Here is a 19,228-nt window from a genome sequence, read left to right as displayed (position 1 = left end):
TTTTAGGATTATTATGTCAATTCAGATTTATGATGAAGAAATATATATTTTTTATTTTTTTGGCACTGTTGGTATTAGCCTGTGAAACAAAGTCAACACAATTGTTTTCCAAATTGGACGCCGCCAAGACGGGGGTGGACTTTAAAAATAAACTTACAGAAACCCATAAGTATAATTATTTTACCTATCCCTATATGTATCTCGGGGGAGGAGTTTCAGTAGGAGATGTGAATAATGATGGGCTTGAAGATATCTTTTTTACAGGAAATATGGTGGCCAATAGGCTGTATTTGAACAAGGGAGATCTTGAATTTGAGGATATTTCCGAAAGTGCAGGAATAACCGGCGACGATCGTTGGTATTCCGGAACCACATTCGTAGATATCAATCAGGATGGGTATTTGGATATCTATTGCTCTGTGGGCGGAAAAAATGGCCCCAATAACAATGTGTTATACATTAATAATCAGGATAACACCTTTACCGAGAAGGGAGCCGAATACGGAATAGACTGCGATGGGATTAGTATGCAGTCTACCTTTTTTGACTATGACAAGGACGGCGATCTGGATCTATACGTTATCAATTATCCCCCTACCAGCTTTACTGCCCCTGTGGAGTACTATCAATATATGTTGGACCATCATGAGATAAAGGATTCAGACAGACTTTATCGTAATGACAATGGCAAATTTACGGATGTAACCGTGGAAGCGGGATTAAGTTCCTTTGGGCTTAGTTTGGGGGTTGTAGCATCGGATGTTAACAATGACGGCTATACGGATATCTTTGTTTCCAATGATTTCAATGCCCCCGATTTTTTGTTTATCAATAACCAGGACGGTACTTTTACCAATCAGATCAATACCAGTTTACAACAAATCTCCTTCTTTGGAATGGGCGCTGACATCGCTGATTTTAATAACGATGGATTCATGGACATTTTTCAATTGGATATGTCCGCTGAGGACAACTTTAGATCCAAGGCCAATATGTCTTCCATGGACCCTGCTGCCTTTTATAAATCCGTTAATGTTGGCCTGCACCACCAATACATGCAGAATTCCCTTCAAATGAATAATGGCAATGAAGAAGGTGAGCTGCCCCTGTTCAGTAATGTGGCCAGATTGGCTGGGGTATCCTCAACGGATTGGAGTTGGGGCGGACTTATGGCCGATTTTGACAATGACGGATGGAAAGATCTGTTTATAACCAACGGTATACGTAGGGATGTAAACAACAAGGATTTTTATGGTAAGTACAGGGAGTTTTTCGATAAAATGGAAAAAGATCCCGATTATAAAAATAAGGAAGAGGAGGTTGAGCTTTTAAAGTATCTGGAGGAATTACCTTCGGAGAAATTGAGCAATTATATGTTCCAAAACAACAGGGACCTAACCTTTACCAAAAAGACCGATGAGTGGGGTTTTGAAGAAAAAACATTTTCCAACGGAGTGGCCTATTCCGACCTGGATAATGACGGGGATTTGGACCTAATTATCAATAATTTGGAGGATACTGCCAGTATTTATCGGAACAATGCTACCGGAAGCAACCAATTGACCTTGGATCTAAAGGGTCAAGGGAAGGTGCTGCCCAATGGAAGTAAGGTTTCCATTTATACTTCAGACGGACTTCAGGTTCAGGAATACAATACGGTTAGGGGCTATTTATCATCCGTTTCTCCTTTGCTACATTTTGGACTTGGACAAGTTAAACAAGTAGACAGTGTCTTGGTAGCATGGCCCAACGGATCGACTACGAAGCTCGATCAAATAAAGGCCAATCAGAGGCTTACTGTAAATTATGACGAGAACAAGTTGGTAAGTACCAAAAAGTCGATGTCCAAGCTTAAAAAGCAATTCGAAACTATAAATAGTCCAGATTTATTTAAACACAATGAGAACGTCTTCAACGATTTTGGCGTAGAAGTATTGTTGCCACATAAAAATTCTACCTTGGGACCTGCCCTTGCCACTGGGGATTTAAATGGGGATGGTTTGGACGATTATATTGTTGGGACCGCTGTAGGGCAGCAGGCTGCAGTATTTTTACAAACCAGTTTGGGCCAATTTGAAGAATTGGAAATTCCCGATCTCGCAAAGGACCAATATTACGAGGATCTTGGGATTGTAATTTTTGATGCAGATAATGATGGGGACAATGATTTTTATATTGCCAGTGGAGGTAACGAATTTAAGCCCAATTCTTTGGGGTATGAAGATCGCTTTTATGAGAATATTGGGAACAATAAATTTCAACGCAACAAGGAGGCCATTCCGGATACCAAGATTAGTGGTCTTAATGTTTCCGTTGCCGATTTTGACAAGGACGGGGATTTGGACTTGTTTGTTGGTGGAAGATTGGTTCCCAAGAAATATCCCTACCCTGCAGACTCCTATATTTTGGAAAATGTAAGTACTCCTGAGGGCGTAAAATTTGTGGATGCTACCGAAAAAGTTCTTCCAGGGTTGAAAGCTTTGGGTCTGGTAACCTCTTCAAGTTGGATAGATTTTGATAATGATGGATGGGAAGACTTGGTAATCGTTGGGGAATGGATGCCCATCAAATTCTATAGGAATGTAAAAGGTGTTTTTCAGGATGTATCCGATCAACTGCTACAAGGCAATACCTCGGGCTGGTGGTTCTCGGTAGAAAAAGGGGATTTTGATAATGATGGAGATCAAGACTTGGTAGTAGGCAATTTGGGTAAAAATTATAAGTATCAGGCCAGTTCCAAATCGCCCTTTAAAGTGTATTTAAATGATTTTGACAGCAATGAAACTTCGGACATAGTACTGAGCTATAAGAAAGGGGAAACAGAATTTCCGGTACGGGGAAGACAATGTTCTTCACAGCAAATGCCGGCAATAAAGGTGAAGTTCCAGGATTATAACTCTTTTGCAAGCGCTACCTTGAATCAAATTTATACGGACAAATTATTGGAGGAGTCCCTGAGCTATGAGATTACCTCCTTTGCCAGTATTTATCTGGAGAACAATAATGGGGTGTTTACCGCAAGGCCATTGCCACAATTGGCGCAGATTTCAAGTATAAACAAATTTGTGGTAGACGACTTCAACAAGGATGGAAACCTGGACGTGGTCCTGGCGGGGAATTTGTATAATTCCGAGGTGGAAACCCCAAGGAACGACTCCAGTTTTGGACTCTTTCTACAAGGGGACGGTACCGGAAATTTTATTACCAAGACTATGATGGAATCCGGACTAAAAATAGTAGGCGATGTAAGGGGAATGGAACTCCTTTCCGTAAACGGACAAAAACATTTGCTGGTGGCCAAAAATGATGATTTCCTGCAAATGATCAAGGTGAATTAGTCAAAAAGCATTACAAATAGACCCAACACTTTAATGTTGGGTCTATTTCAATATAGAAAAGTAAATGGCAGGGGTTTTATATGGCTATAATCAATAGAAAGTTCTTTAAGAATTCCATAATGGTTATTATGCTGTTGGGGCTGACTTCATTGGTGTTCCATTGTAAAAATGGAACAAAGGAATCAGAATACTTCAATCCCCAGATCTTGGCAACCCATGGGAACGGGGAACATTTTGTTGGTTCCAAAACCTGCATGGAATGCCATAGGGATATTTACAGTGCTCATTTAAAAACGGCACATTTTAATAGCGGGGCCATAGCGGATTCATCCAATATTAAGGGGAGTTTCACGGAGGGTGCAAATGTATTGGACCTGAAGGCGGTGGAGTTTCAAATGTTGAAGGATGGGGAATATTTTTATCAGCATACCAGCATCAAAAATAGGAGTACTGAAATTCCACGTACAAAATTCGATATTGTTATTGGATCGGGGGTCAGGGGTCAGTCTTATCTAAGTTGGGAAAAGGACGAATTATATCAATTACAGGTTTCCTATTACACCCCTACGGACAGTTGGGTGAACAGTCCGGGATATCCTAACTATTACGATGAGCCTAGGCCCATACGGGATGCCTGTCTTAAATGCCATATCACCTATGCTAAAAATTTGGAACCGGCTCCCCAGGGCAATCGTTTTGACAAGTCCCAGATGATTTATGGGATAGATTGTGAGCGTTGCCATGGTCCGTCTGCCAAGCATGTGGTGTACCATAGGGAAAACCCCGAGCTGACTGCAGCAAAATTTACCTTAAAAATAGGTGATCTTACTAGGCAACAGCGGTTGGATCTATGTGCCCAATGTCATTCAGGGCCAAGAAGCATTGTTTTGAAAGGAAATTCTTTTTCTTATTTTACAGGGGAAGATCTGAACCATTATTCCAAGAATATGGACAATGGTAACCCTGATCAGAAGTTGGACGTTCATGGCAATCAATACGGTCTTCTTACCAGAAGTGAATGTTTTAAACAAACTGCAACCATGGATTGCAGCACCTGCCATGACCCCCATAGGAAGCAAAGGGGGAATGCCGTTTATTTTAATAGTAAATGCATAAGCTGCCATGCAGAGGGGAAAACGGTTTGTTCCAATATGGGCACGGACAAGCATATAATGGCCAACAATTGTATTACCTGCCATATGCCCACTACCCCAAGTCAGGCCATGATGGTGCAATTAACCAAGGATAGTTTGGAAACCTCCTTTAATATCAGGACCCATTTGATCGGAATCTATGATCAGGAATTGTGGCGGGATTAGAGACTGGGTTAACTATAATAGGTGCCTCAATATGTCAAAAAAGTGCTCGTTCAACCAATTATATACAAGATATCATTGACTTCGAAACCAAGAATCTAATTTTATCCAAATAGGAATTTATGCAAACCTTTGCATAATTAATACAGACCTATCTTTATATTTACATTATATTTAAATATCTATTTATATATTTATCAATACTATATTGCTCTTTTGATAAAGGGCCCAATTCTATTTTTGGCTTTTTATGTTCCACCTAAATGGCGGTCTCATTATAAAAGATAGAATTCAAGCAGGGTCTTTAACAATCAAAATCCCCCAAATGCAATTAGTATAAAAAAAATAAACCATGGATAACTTAACCAAAACCACATTGCTGATTATACTATTATTAGTGTTTAATCCTTTAAGCGCAAAAGAAATTCCAGTAGATTCCGTAGACTCCTATTTAAATGCCCTACATAGTCTAGTAAAAAATAAGGATAACTTCAAAGAGGATTTTTTAGATATTGAGTTTTTGCTCCACAAAAATGAACATGCCAAAGGCAAGGAAAAAGTATTGACCCTATTAAGTCTTTACACCGCCTATATCTATGAATCTGCCGAAATGGCCAACAATTATAACAATCAGGCCATGGCCCTTTCAGAGAAATTGGCATATAATGAAGGAGTACTCAAGGCAAAGTACAACAGGGCCTATTTTTTGTTTGTCCTAGGTGATTTTGGGGAGTCCATGAAAATGGTCCTTGAAATTCAAAAATTAGTTGGCGCTACTACTTACCCAGAGATCTACGCTGATATTTCAACTTTAAGATCATACATTTATTCGGAACGAGGAGAATATGACAGGGCATTGGAAACTGGCCTAAGACTTTTGGATAGCGCAGAAAAAAGCAAGAACGACTATCTTTTAATGAAAGCCAATTCCGCTATATCCCATTATTACTTAAGAATTGAGAACTATTCAAAATCCCTCAATTATTGTTTAAAAGGACTGCACTACATCCTTAAGCTCAAGAAAACACAATATATCTATCCAAAAATAGATGAAATTGCCCGAATGACGGCAAAATTAAACGACCCCAAAGGCGCCCTTAAAATTTATGCCTTCTTTTTGGAAATAGAAAAAAAACTTCCCCCTGCCGGCAGCTACATACTGGCATCCGTACACAGTAATATGGCCAATATTTATATGTCCATTGGGGAAAATGAAAAGGCATTGACCCACATTTCAAAGGCCTTGGAAATTAATTTTGAAAATAATTACCTTTTTAGGATACCCCGGGCACTTACTGTACAAGCGGAATTATATTTGCAGACCAACGACACTATCCAAGCGATATCCAATTATGAAAAAAGCATTGAAGCTGCGGAAAACATTGATGCCTTTGATGTTGTAAAACGAAATAGTTATGTTTTGGGCCAACTGTATGAAAAAACTAATCAACCCTCCAAGTCCGATGACTATAAATCCCTGTACAAAGCCATAAACGATTCATTGTTTACCAATGAAAAGGAGCAAAAGATCATTATTCTGGAGACCAAAAGGAAAATAAAGGAGGTTCTGCAGAATAAAAAAATCCTGGAATTGGAAAACAAAGCCCAGAAAGCTCAATTCAGGGGCATTATCATCGTACTCATTTTACTATTTATTATTAGTACGATTTCCATTTATTCGTACCTGAAAGTAAGGAAGAAAAATAGACTACTGCTACTAAGAACGATCGATCTCGCGGAAATACAGCTAAGAATGAGCGAAAAAATCAGTGGGTTCCAAAATATGGAAACCCAATGGTCGGTTGAAAGAAAAAGTGCGGATATCCCTAAAACCCAGCCTAGAATAGACAATGATATTAAGAATATTATTTTGACCAAATTGGTGAAACTGGAAAAGGAAAACTTTTTCTTGGACCCAAATTGTAATTTACATCAACTTTCGGAACAACTAAAAACCAATCCCAAATACCTATCACAGGTCATAAATCAGGAAAAAAAATCCAATTTCAATAATTATATCAACGAATTAAGAATAAACTATTTACTCCCCAAATTATTGAAGGATATAGAATTCAGAAACAGCAAATTAAGTTACATTGCCTTTTCCCTTGGATACAACAACTTGAACACTTTTAATGCCGCCTTCAAAAAGCGATTGGGTATACTTCCTTCCAACTTCATTAATGAACTTAATAACGCATTTGAAATTAAAAGCAAATCTCCGGCTCACCCATCCTATAAACTAAAAAAGATTGGGTAGCACGCCATCTTTTGCATTTTAGTTTTACTTGTTGAACTTTCAACTATTGGTTGCCTTGTCGATACTTTGCTCCTAGGCTGGATATTGCTCTCTTTTATAATGGATCCATTTAGCTAAAAGGAACTTGATATATAAGGTGCAAGGAGACCGGAACTCATTGATCTTTTGACATTATTTAAGCCAATATAGGGTCTTTGTCTATTAGCACGACCACAGCATATTTATCCAAAGCCCAATCAAAACAAAAAGGCAGTATCCCCAATCGGATACTGCCTTTTAAAATAACAAAAACTAATTAACTCAAACAATATTATTATTCCATATAACCATATGGTTTATTAATTATAACCAGGGTTCTGTGGTGTTAAATTTGGATTGTTGATCATTTCCTGTTCCGGAAGGGGAAACAACAAATGCTTTTCTTGCAGCGCCTGATCCGAACTAAGGTTTACATGTCCTACGAAATCATCAAAGGTCCCAGTTTCACTGTTCAGTACTTTTCTAAGGCGTACCATATCAAACCATGTGATTTGTTCGTAGCTAAGCTCATGCCATCTCTCTTTCCATACAGCCTCCCTTAAAGATGCCTGGGTAAAAGCGCCAAGCGCCGGAGTGGTCAGTTGTGCACGATCCCTTATCCTTGTCAAGGCATCAACTGCATCCTGATTAGGTCCTGTTGCCTCGTTCGATGCTTCGGCGTAAATCAACAATACCTCTGCAAAACGAATAATTGGCATATTGAGGTTGTCTTTGGCTGTTCCCGGAACACCAAAAGTACCGTTGGCAATAACATTAAAGTGCTTAAAAATATAAGGGGCACCCAAATCAAAAAGTTCACCACTACCATTGGTATAGTAACTGCTGTAAAACCAACCTTCACGATCTACTGCCCTAAGATCACCTGCCTCATAAGAGTTATAAAACTCAATTTCCGGTACTGTACTTCCTGTTCCGGATGGTCCTCTATAGGTTACCGGTTGGAAATTAGGGAACATATTGCCCATTGGGTTTCCTGCCACTTCATCATTGTATTGCAGGCTAAAAATGTGTTCGACCATATTGCCCAAAGTTTCATCGTGTACTTCACCGTAAGTGTCAAAAAGATCTATTGGCCCAGCATTGTCTATAACCTCTTTGGCTTTACTCGCGGCGTCGGCATAGCGGGCTGTTTCATTTAGCGGACTTCCGGCCATAGTAAGATACACCTTGGCTAACAAAGATTTAACAGCGGACTGTGAAACTCTACCACTATCATCTGTCCAAGACAGGCCTGCACCTTCAGCGGCCAACAGATCGGCTACAATTTGATCATAGACCGCACTCTGCGGGCTACGGGTTGGATTAAAATCTTCTGACGTTGCACTTTGTGGCAGCGTAATCAAGGGAACATCTCCCCAAAGTCTAACGGCGTAAAAGTAACCCCAGGCCCTAAAAAACCTAGCTTCCCCTAATACTTTGTTTTTCTGTGCCTCATCCATTTCTATGCCAGGGACATTTTCAAGTACCAGATTGGTGTTGGCTATAAGTTTGTAAACTCCTCGCCACCAATTCCTGATATGCAGTGTATTGGCATCATAGGATAAGGAATACAAATTGTTCAAATCCGAATTTTGGGCTGTCTGGGTAGTGGAAGTACCGGTAACTGCTTCAAGCAATTGCCAGTTGGATGAAAAGATGCCCGCACCGTCACCTACAAACCTGGCATCCGCATAAACAGCAGCAATGGCTGATTCGGCATGCTTGGCCGTAGTGTAAAAACTGTCCGGTGTTAGATTTGATGGATCGGATTCATCCAAAAAATCGGAACAACCCACTGTTGTAAGCAACAATAGCGTACAGAGGTAAAACTTTCCAATGTGTTTTGTTATATCAAATTTCATAATATCTTATTTTAAATTTTATTAATTACAGACCGACTTGCAGACCAATTACGAATGTTGTCGATTTTGGATATTCATGCCACTTCATTCCTTGAGAGAAGACGTTGTTGCCCTCCCCACCACGAATAGGTGTTACCTCGGGATCTCCAAGTAGTTCATCATCCACTATCAAAAAGAAATTTTGAGCAGAAGCGTACAGTCTCAATTTATTTAGATGCATACGTTCAACCAAGTTTTGATCAAAAGTATATCCTAACATAATGTTTCTACCTCTTACAAAAGAACCATCCTTTACCCAATGTGAATCCACGTTGGTAACATAACCAGCACGTGTATCCCTAACCTGGGCAATCATGGTATCCTGGTTATCAGGGGTCCATGCGTCCAATACCGTTGTATAACTATTGGCAAGCGCTTGTCTATCCTCACTGGAGTGTAGGTTCATATCCATGACATCGTTACCCCAAGAATATTGAAGTTCCAAGGTAAAATCTATGTTTTTATAATTAACATAATTGGTAAACGTTCCCCAAGCTGTTGGGTATCCATTACCGATGATAGATCTATCCTCATCATTTATAATTTTGTCGCCGTTAAAATCCTTGTATTTGATATCACCCGGAAGAATAGTAAGACCGTTTCGATAGCTTACGAAACTAGCCGCTTCAGCGGCCTCATCCGTACCCCAAGTTCCCAAACGGGTAAGGCCCCAGAAAGCTCCTACGGGTTCACCTACCCTAATAATACTGGTTTCATTGGTTATTCCAGGTCCACCTACACCAAAGATATCAGATGGTGTGGCCAGAGAAAGTACTTTGTTCCTGTTCATGGAAATATTGAAGGAACTGTTCCAGGTTAGATCAGCGGTTACTATGTTCTTGGTAGATAACCCAAGTTCAAGACCTTTGTTCTCCATGGAACCTACATTTCTTCTTATAGTTGCATACCCGCTGGATTGTGGTACAGGTGCATCCAAGAGCATATCTGTAGTTTTCCTGTAGTAATAATCAGCCTCAAGGCTAATTCTATTCTCAAATAGGCCTAATTCCACACCCACATCATACTGTGCGGTCTTTTCCCATTTCAAATCAGGATTCGCCAATCTATTTAAACCAGTTCCTCCCACACGACTGTCGCTCCATATGGCAGCGTAGTTGGAGCTCAAAAGAGATAAGGAAGAGTATGGTGGTATTTCGGAGTTACCCGTAACCCCATAACTTGTTCTAAGTTTTAAATTGGAAATTAGAGTGTTGTCTACTAGAAAATCCTCGTCCGAAATCCTCCAGGCAACTGCCGCTGAGGGAAAAAAGGAAAACTTATTGTTGTCTCCAAATTTCGACGAACCATCGGCCCTACCCGTAACTGTAAATAGATACTTGCCATATAGGTTATAATTTAACCTTCCAAAATAGGAGTTTAGCGCTTCCCTATCGGCAAAAGATTGTACCGCTATATTATCTGATCCTGCTCCCAAGTTGTTGAATTTAAAAAAATCGGTAGGGAAATTTCTGGAATCTGCGTTAACAAAGAATTGATTGGACTGTTGCCAAGATAGCCCCAGTAAGGCTGTTAATGAATTGTTTTCATTGATTTCCTTATTATAGGTCAAGTAGTTTTCAATAGACCAGAACGTTTGTTTTTCATTGCTTGCTTGTGCTCTGGCTACAGCATTGTTATCCAACACACTGTTCCGGAATTCATTGTTCTCCTGAGTAAGGATGTTGGCGCCTATAACTGTCCTCATTTCCAATTCCTTGGTAAGGTTAAGGTTGGTGTAAAAACTTCCGGCCGTTGTTTGGGTATTTAAGATATACTCATTATTATCAAGCCAGTTTACCGAATTTCGGGTACCCTCTGCATAGGGATAATCCCTGTTATTGGCATATAAGCCTTCCAAGGGTCCACCTGTATGATATGGAGCTGGGTAAAAAGGATAATCTTCGACCATTCTACGTGGTACCTGATCATTGGTATCGGCCAAATTCTCTGTCTGATTATTATAGCTCAAAGAACCTCCGATCTTCAACCATGTTTTAATTTGATCATCAATTGAAAAGCGCCCTGAATAACGTTTTAAGTAGGTATTTTTAAAAAGACCTTGATCATCCCTAATTCCAAGTGAGATGGCATATGTTGTTCTTTCATTACCCCCTGAGAAACCCAATTGATGGTTTTGTGATAATTTATGCTGCACCACTTCTTTGGACCAATCGGTATCATAGATTGCATTACCATCACTATCAAACAAATAAGCCACATTGGGATTGGCCCTTTTTAGCCTTGGTTCATACTGGGCGTATTTCCCAGCTGCCCATCCGTCCGGGTCAAATTTTTGCGTATTTTCCCAAGAAAGCTGCTCAATCATGGCATATTGCTCAGAATTTAAGGCCTTGGCCCTATTGGGGCCATATTGGTTTACGCTATAGTCAACATCGTAAGTAACCCTGCCCTGTCCGGCACGACCTCTTTTGGTGGTCACCAAAATAACACCGTTGGCACCACGAGCCCCGTAGATGGCAGTTGAAGAAGCATCTTTTAACACTTCAATAGATACTACATCGTTAGGGTTTAAATAATCAATGGCTGAACTAAAGTTGGCTTGATTACCTTGAGGTAACTGCACCCCATCTATAACGTATAGCGGGTTGTTGGAAGAGTTTATCGAACTAAAACCCCTAACCCTAATGTTGGATTTACCACCTGGACGACCCGAGTTGGTATTTACCTGCACCCCGGCAATCTTACCGGATAAAGCCTGGTTAAGGGATGTAGCAGGACGTTCTGCAAGTTGATCAGAATCCACTTGTCCAACCGAACCGGTAAGATCCGATTTCCTCTGACTACCGTAACCAATCAATACTACCTCCTCCAGTTCACTGGCATCTTCCTCCAAAACAGCATTAATAGTAGATTTTCCACCTACAGGTATTTCCATAGTTTTGAAACCTATATAACTGAATACCAAAGTGGCATTACTACCCACATTGTCCAAGGAGTAGTTACCGTCAAAATCTGTTTGGGTTCCATTGGTAGTACCTTTAACCAATACGTTCGCCCCAGGCAAGGGTCCGGATCCATCCGAAACACTCCCTGTCACCGTTTGTGCCCCCGCCAGTCCGAAACATAAAAATGCTCCTGCTAGCAATAGGCATTTACCTAGTGTAATCTTCATAAATAATTTTTTTAGTTAGTTAATTGTTTTTAATTGTACGTCAAGCCGAGTTAAAAGCATAAAACATACAATCGTTAAATATATCTTAATGAAAATGGAATGTTACGGATTAGAAAAAAAAGAACTCTAAAATTCATGAATTTTAGAGTTCTTTCCTACATTTTTTAGGATATTCCTAATTAGAGCCTTATTTCTTCGGCCTTTTTAAGCCAATACAACAATTGGTTGCATTGGCTTAAATTTCTAGATTTAACTTCTATTAAACAGGGTTATAATATATCCGACAATATGATTTTCCCAATTGAAACAACCATATAGGGATATTCAACTATATTTAAAACATGTAAACCTTGATAAGAAAAGTCGATCCTTATCTTTCGTCTTTTGAATATTCTATTTCAGGATTACTTTCCGTAACGAATTGCCATAAGGGGTTTCCAGCAGAACCGCATATACCCCATTTGGCAGACCGGAGATATCAAAGGGAATGGTATAAGATAATTCCCCTCTTTCTTTTTTAGAGGCCATAAGGGCGTTGTTGGCGATAATTTTTATTCAGTGCATTGACCATTTTGTAAATCTGCTATAGTGGGGTTGTAAAAATTGTCAACGCACAAATATTCTTCTCCGGGTATGCCATTATAATTTTCACCTAATGTGCCATTTTGAATGAATGAGTTGAGAGCGCAGTAATTGGCTAAGTCCGTGTTTTCTTCAAATACTATTTGCTTTGCACTCAATAGGTTTTCTAATCCACTTAAGTTTATTAAGATTGTTTTCCTAATTGAAAATGTTCCATTAATTGTTCTTAAATTATTTAGTCCTTCGAGTGTTGATATATCTCTATGTTCATCTTCATAAAATGAATCATTTATAGAAAAATTACCATCAACGGTATGATATTCTTTTGATGCAAATTTATTTAGGGAAGTTGCACCTCTTATTAGAACACTGCCATCGTAAACTCCTTCAGGAATTTCCTTTAAACAGTCGTTATATATAATTTCATATTGGGTTGGGTTGTATCGATTATAACTAGTATTATAAAATGTACCAGAAACCCCGCCATTTAGGAGTAATTCCTTTATACCGCAATAGTCATAAAGTGAACTATTATCTTGAAATCGTACCGAAGAAACATTTTGTAGAGTTGACAGACTATTCAAATTTTCTATCAACGGGTTCTCTTCTACTATGAGGTCTTTTTTAATTATGGTAACATTGGAAAGGCCATCCAGGTTTGTTAATAACGGATGATTTTTTATGCGCAGATTATCTCCTACTTCTGTTATATTGGATAGGCCGTCAATTTGGGTCAATGCAGAATTGGACAAAAAACTTAGATAATCAGATAGCTTGGTAACCCCTAATAGTGCATCTACATTTTTCAAAGCCGAATTTGATAGTAATTGAATGCTATGTGATACATTAAGGTTTTCCAGTCCGCTCAAATCTTCCAATGCCCTTGTACTTATAACTTGAAGGCTGCCTACATCAGTGAGTTTATTTAAACTAGCTAGGCTGGTAATTTTAGAAAAATTGTTAATATTTCCAATAAAAAGTGCCACCGTAATTTCAGTATACCCTAGTTTAGCAAAGTCTTCAACTTCCTCTTGGGTTATTAGGGTTACAGAACCCTCATAAACAGAACTAACTCCAAATCCTATTATTGGCGTAACGTTGGAGCCACTTGTAGCATTTGATTCAATTGTTATGGAATTGCTATAGTCCGCAATCTCAGTTGGAATAAAAGTTACAGTAAACTGCTTACTGGAATTAGAAGGTATAATGCCTGAAGTTGAATCGATAGTATAATTATCAGGGAGAATAATGTTTGTGATATTTAAATCTGAATTCCCAGAATTCTGAATACTAAAAACCCTCGTAGCAATAATGTTTGTTACAACATCGCCAAAATCAATTTCGTTAGATTCTTCGCTTGTAAGATTGATGATAGCGGTTTGCTCTATTTCGGTTTCTGGTTCATTTTCTATTGGTGCATCTTTATCGTCTGAAGAACAGCCAGAGAAAATTATAATATAAATTAGTATAAGAATTTGATTTCTAAATTTCATTGCTTTATGGGTAGGATTTGTTTGCATGCTGTTTTATGTTTTTAGATAAATTTCTGCCAACGTGTTTGTGTATGGTTAGTTGCGTGGTTAAGCACGTAATTTATCAAATAAAAACCGAATAGAAAATCAGCGAAGATTTTCGTAAGTAGGCTAGAACCAAGCAATTAATTATACACGGTGTTATGCTTTGTTATTTTCTTCTTTTCCTAATATCATTTATATATTCTTCCAAAACTTTCAAGTCCGCAAGAAATTCGTCAGAGTCAGGCATTTCTTCAATTAAAGTTCCTGCTGTATCGTGTCCAGTAAAATAAGTTGAGCATTTACTCATATTGGTATCTACAAGATTGTAATCATCATCTGTCAAATCTACAATTTTTGATAAACGTTGAGTTTGTATTGCTCTTCCAAACCTTTGAATTGCTCCATTTAAGAATACTTCCTCAATAAAACGTTCCCAAGTTTCTCGAAGTTTACCATATAAAATTTTTGCTCGTTCTTTATATACTTCTTCAGTTTCGGTTCTTTCGATTTTTTCTAATTTTTGGTAGGCATCTTTTAATAAACCAATTCTTTTGCCAACAGGTAAAGCATCCCAAGGTGGATTGCTTGCAATCAGGCCTGTTTCTTTTTTCTTTCTTGTAAGGCTCTTTATGTCTAAATCACAATTTAATTTAATAGAATGTTCTTGAATCATTAGTAGAAAAGTAATATCGTGAGTAAAAACGATTACTTGTCTATCTATAGATTCTTCTGCAATTCTTTTTGATATTTTATTTCTCCATTTGTGGTCGAGAGATGAAACTGGGTCGTCAAAAATTATAGCACTTTTATGCTCTGAAATGGATAATTCAGACAAGAATGTTGCTAAAGAAATACACCTATGTTCTCCTTCGCTTAAAATATCTTTTAATGCTATTCCGTTTGCATTTTGTTCATCAAGTCTTAAATAGTGATATTGTTTTCCTCTTTGTCCTTTCGTTTCGGTCTCTATTTTGATATTCTTAAAGCCTAGTTTGGTCAGTTCGGTTTTGAAATTCTGTTTAAGGTTTTGACTTATATAATTTGTAGCTAACTCGTTACTATGCGTTGTAATGGTTCGAGTATTACATTTACTAATGCATTGATTAAGTAATTTTATTTTTTTTTGTCTATAAATTTCACGACCTAATTTTGGTTTAAAATCGAAAATCTTTTTTTCCCCTTTTAATTGATTCAGTTCTTTATTAAGTGGTTTTAAATCTTCTTCAATTGATTGGACTTTTAATTTCTCATTTGTTTCCTTTAAGGTTTTAATGAGTTCTTGAATTTGTGTTTTTGGTGTGTTCTCAATTTCAATTTTATTAAAATCTTCAATAGTTTTTTTAGCATTAAAAAGAGTTACCAAACAATCTTTCTGTTTAGTAAGTAATTCTAAATATTGTTCTTGATTTTGAGAATAATCATCAATCAATTCATTTAATTCTATTGTTGAAGGTTTTTGCTCCTCAAAAGAGAAGTCTAAACTATTCAAATCTTCAATCGCTAAATCAAATTTATTAGATGCTTCGTCAAAAGTTTTTTGAATATCATTTTTTATAAATTCCTCAAAAGAAGTAAATCTATTCTTTGCATCCTCATCTAAATCTTGAAGACAAAGAGGACAATTGCTGTCTTTATCTATTTCTGGAAAGTTCTCCGTTTCCGTACTTTCATTATAGAATTTACGAGCACTTTCCCAAAGTAATTTCCACGAACTATTACCAACACCTTCAATTGGTAAATCAGAAAATGCTTTTTCAGAAGATTCTTTTAAAGCTTTACTTGTTGTTACAAAGTTATTTAACGTTTGTTTTAAATCTATTAAGATTTGACCTGTCAAATTATCTTCTAGCGTTTGAAATTTCTTTTGCAAAATTTCAAAACGTTTTATCTTTTCTTCATTTTCTTTTAAGCTTTTCTTTGGGTCTGTCGCGTTTAATTTCTCTATTTCTTTAATCAACTTTTCAATTCTAGAATCTTTGGTTGAATTCCAAATAGATTCAGCTCTTAATTCATCTAGTTTTGAATCTGCGTTTAAGTTGTCGAGAAAGGTTTTAGCTGTTGAACATTCGGAAACATCTAAAAGTGAATAGTCAAATCCTTTTAAAGCTGGACTTAATAATTCTGAATTTAGTTTGCTCTCAACTTTTTTTATATCAATTGCCAATTTTTCTATAATTGACAAACCTTGAGGAATGAAAGCAATTTCATCTTCTCCTTCAATATAATGGTTTGCACTAAATGTGTCGAAAACATCCACACTTTTTAAAACAGAATTACTTACTTCTTCGTTAACAAGATTTACTGTATCAAAGTTTGTTCCATCAATTGTATATTCAATATCAGCTTTTTTATCGTTTCCAAAACAAGTTGGGTCGTATAAATTATCGTTGATTTTTGGCTTATGTCCTCTTGTGTTACAAGCGTGTTTTAAAATACTCACATAGCTTGATTTTCCCGAACCATTATCGCCATAGACTATCGTAAGTCCTTTTTGGGCAAATTCTAATTCACAAGTTTTTGAGAGTGCGTTTACATTATCAATATTAGAAATTTTAGAAAGTATAACATCATCGCTACTGGTTGCATTATTTGCAAAATTTCTTAAATCATTAAAATCTACTTTAGTAAAATTAAATTCCGACAATCCATAATCTACTTTACAAATTTCTGTTAATTCCGTAATGTCATTATCAGTAAGCTCATTATTCCTAATTAAGCGGTCAATTGCTACTTGCCAGAAGTCAGGTTTATTTTCAACCCAGTCAATTATATCATTTAGTATTGGCATTTTCTATCATTTATCGGGTTGTTTTTTAATAAAGCATAACAATTGTATATGATCATTGATCGTATATCACTTAAATGTTATGTAATCCGTAATGAAAAACTCCTTTTTACCGACTAGGGTAAGCTGGTGTTAGTGGGGGAAGTAGTCGCTAATATAGTTTAAATTTTATTATTTAAAATTCTCAAATAGACCTAATAATGAGATGTTTTGCGCATTATTATTGGTCGAAAACCAATTGAAAACATTGATTCAATTACGTTTTTTTAATCACAAAGTTATTTGGTTGGATGGGGCTTACCTTGCGGAAATCCGCAAATGTTCTGCTTTCAAGGGTCTCCACGGTTACTTACAGTAATACAGCCAATTTCAATTTTTCATCGAAATAAAATCATTTTTATTCAAGATTATATAAATAATCTATACATTAAAGGTTTTTTCTTACAGAGTATGTTTTATTTAAGCCAATAATTTATGAAAAACCTAAAATTTGTTGCCTTAGTTTGCGCTTTCGTAGTATTGTTTCTGTCTTGTTCTAAGGACGACAATCCGGAAAAAATCACAGAATTGCCAGAAAAAGAAAACCAGATTCCGGCGATTACTTCCCAAACATTCAGTGCTCCCGAAAACATAACCGACGAGGTCACCATTGGAACCGTTACAGCTACGGATCCAGATCAGGATGAATTAAGCTTTAGTATCGTTGCCAATAGTGATGATTTATTTGAAATTAGCGCTACAGGTGTTTTAAGTTTGGCTACTAATAAAGAGTTGGACTTTGAAACTGCAGAATCACATGAGATTACGGTTAAGGTTTCTGACGGGGAACTAACGGCGCAAGCGGCAGTTACCATTACGGTGGAAGATATAGATGATACGGTTGCAGAACCTGGTAGTTTGGCTTTTATTACCACTTGGAAAACAACCGCGGCAATGGAGACCATAGAGATACCTGTTGCTATATTTGGATTGACCTACGACTATGAGGTGGACTGGGGAGATGGACAGGTGAGCACTGGCCAGACCAGTAAAGCAACGCATGTTTACGATGCAGCAGGAACCTATGACGTTGCCATTACCGGAAAGTTTCCTGCCGTATACTTTGGAGGCACATTTGGTGAAAAAAGGCAGATCCAGGACATAAAACAATGGGGCAATATAGAATGGGAAAGTTTTCGCAATGCCTTTTATTTGTGCGTTGAATTAGGGGTCAGTGCAACCGACAAACCAGCCCTATCCAAGGTGACCGATCTTAGCGGAATGTTCGGATATACGAGTATAGAAAACCCAGATTTTAGTGAATGGGATGTGAGTGGGGTTACGGATATGGGGTCAATGTTTGAATTTGCCGCTCTCTTTGAAAGTGATATTAGCCAGTGGAACGTTGGAAACGTGACCAATATGGCTGCCATGTTTAATGGTGCTTCTGTCTTTAATGCAGACCTGAATGATTGGAATGTGAGTAACGTAACCAACATGGATCAGATGTTCTCACGAGCAAAAGCTTTTGAGGGTGATCTTGATAATTGGAATGTAAGTAAGGTAACGTTAATGATAAACATGTTTGCCGGTGCTACTATTTTTAATGGGAATATTAGTACCTGGAACGTGAGCTCGGTAGAGGATTTTTATGGTATGTTCTATGGGGCAACTGCCTTTAATGGAAATATAGGGTCTTGGGACGTTTCAGCAGCTAATGTAATGACAGGAATGTTTAGCGGTGCAATTACATTTAATCAAGATCTTAGTAGTTGGGATGTATCTAATGTATGGGATATGGAAACAATGTTCGAAGGGGCCGTAGCCTTTAATATGAGTCTAAATTCATGGGATGTTTCCAATGTTAATACCATGGAAGGAATGTTCATGGAGGCTACTGCTTTCAATGGGGACATCAGTGCTTGGAATGTAAGTTCCGTGACCGATATGACTTCGATGTTCGAGGGAGCAACCGCTTTTAATGGCAATATTGCGGATTGGAACGTTGCCAGTGTAGAATACATGGATGATATGTTTGACGGAGCAAGTGTATTCAACCAAAATCTTGGCACTTGGAATATTACTTCAGTAAAAGATATGTACGGAATGTTGAACGGCACGAGTTTGACTATTGCCAATTATGATGCCACCTTAAAAGGATGGTCAGAATTGGCCACAGTGCCCAATGATATTGACCTTGGATCACAAGGTCTGGAGTATTGTACAGTTGGGGAAACTGCCCGTACTACACTAGAATCGAAAGGCTGGGATATTGTTGGGGATTCCAAAAGCGGGACCTGCAAATAAATATCAATTTTAAGTGAATAAAAAATAGGTGATCTAAATTTTTAGACCACCTATTTTTTTGATATCCGGTTGGCACGAGTCTGCCTTATCCA

At 37.8% G+C, this 19,228-nt stretch carries 9 protein-coding genes; 4 read left to right on the top strand and 5 right to left on the bottom strand.

The window, feature by feature from the left end:
* Window positions 1-29 precede the first annotated feature (29 nt).
* From LV92_RS04595 to LV92_RS04585, 3 genes are all read left to right on the top strand, one after another.
* On the top strand, window positions 30-3,338 hold the full coding sequence (locus tag LV92_RS04595; RefSeq protein WP_245946260.1) for a VCBS repeat-containing protein: 3,309 nt from the start codon (window positions 30-32) through the stop codon (window positions 3,336-3,338).
* 80 nt (window positions 3,339-3,418) lie between these two features.
* Window positions 3,419-4,657, top strand: a complete 1,239-nt coding sequence (locus LV92_RS04590; RefSeq protein WP_111622482.1) for a multiheme c-type cytochrome — start codon at window positions 3,419-3,421, stop codon at window positions 4,655-4,657.
* 349 nt (window positions 4,658-5,006) lie between these two features.
* Window positions 5,007-6,914 carry an AraC family transcriptional regulator gene (locus tag LV92_RS04585; protein ID WP_111622481.1) on the top strand — a complete coding sequence of 636 codons (1,908 nt, stop codon included), beginning with the start codon at window positions 5,007-5,009 and terminating at the stop codon, window positions 6,912-6,914.
* A 338-nt stretch (window positions 6,915-7,252) separates the two neighbouring features.
* Here LV92_RS04585 and LV92_RS04580 read toward each other — a convergent pair whose 3' ends face one another.
* From LV92_RS04580 to LV92_RS04565, 5 genes are all read right to left on the bottom strand, one after another.
* Window positions 7,253-8,794, bottom strand: coding sequence for a RagB/SusD family nutrient uptake outer membrane protein (locus tag LV92_RS04580; protein WP_111622480.1), 1,542 nt, complete (start codon window positions 8,792-8,794; stop codon window positions 7,253-7,255).
* A 25-nt stretch (window positions 8,795-8,819) separates the two neighbouring features.
* Window positions 8,820-11,966 (bottom strand): SusC/RagA family TonB-linked outer membrane protein, encoded by a 3,147-nt coding sequence (locus LV92_RS04575; protein WP_111622479.1) that lies wholly within the window; start codon window positions 11,964-11,966, stop codon window positions 8,820-8,822.
* 393 nt (window positions 11,967-12,359) lie between these two features.
* Window positions 12,360-12,494, bottom strand: coding sequence for a hypothetical protein (locus LV92_RS22055; protein ID WP_262511292.1), 135 nt, complete (start codon window positions 12,492-12,494; stop codon window positions 12,360-12,362).
* Between the two features lie 23 nt (window positions 12,495-12,517).
* Window positions 12,518-14,068: an Ig-like domain-containing protein gene (locus LV92_RS04570; RefSeq protein ID WP_111622478.1), complete on the bottom strand. Its 1,551-nt coding sequence runs from the start codon at window positions 14,066-14,068 to the stop codon at window positions 12,518-12,520.
* A gap of 163 nt (window positions 14,069-14,231) precedes the next feature.
* A complete protein-coding gene (locus tag LV92_RS04565) occupies window positions 14,232-16,853 on the bottom strand; it encodes an AAA family ATPase (RefSeq protein WP_111622477.1) in 2,622 nt (873 codons plus the stop codon).
* Between the two features lie 471 nt (window positions 16,854-17,324).
* Here LV92_RS04565 and LV92_RS04560 point away from each other — a divergent pair, with 471 nt between their 5' ends.
* Window positions 17,325-19,136 carry a BspA family leucine-rich repeat surface protein gene (locus LV92_RS04560; RefSeq protein WP_111622476.1) on the top strand — a complete coding sequence of 604 codons (1,812 nt, stop codon included), beginning with the start codon at window positions 17,325-17,327 and terminating at the stop codon, window positions 19,134-19,136.
* The last annotated feature ends 92 nt before the right edge of the window (window positions 19,137-19,228 follow it).

The organism is Arenibacter echinorum (assembly GCF_003259375.1).
Taxonomy (GTDB): domain Bacteria; phylum Bacteroidota; class Bacteroidia; order Flavobacteriales; family Flavobacteriaceae; genus Arenibacter; species Arenibacter echinorum.
This window is presented reverse-complemented; position numbering and strand designations above follow the sequence as displayed.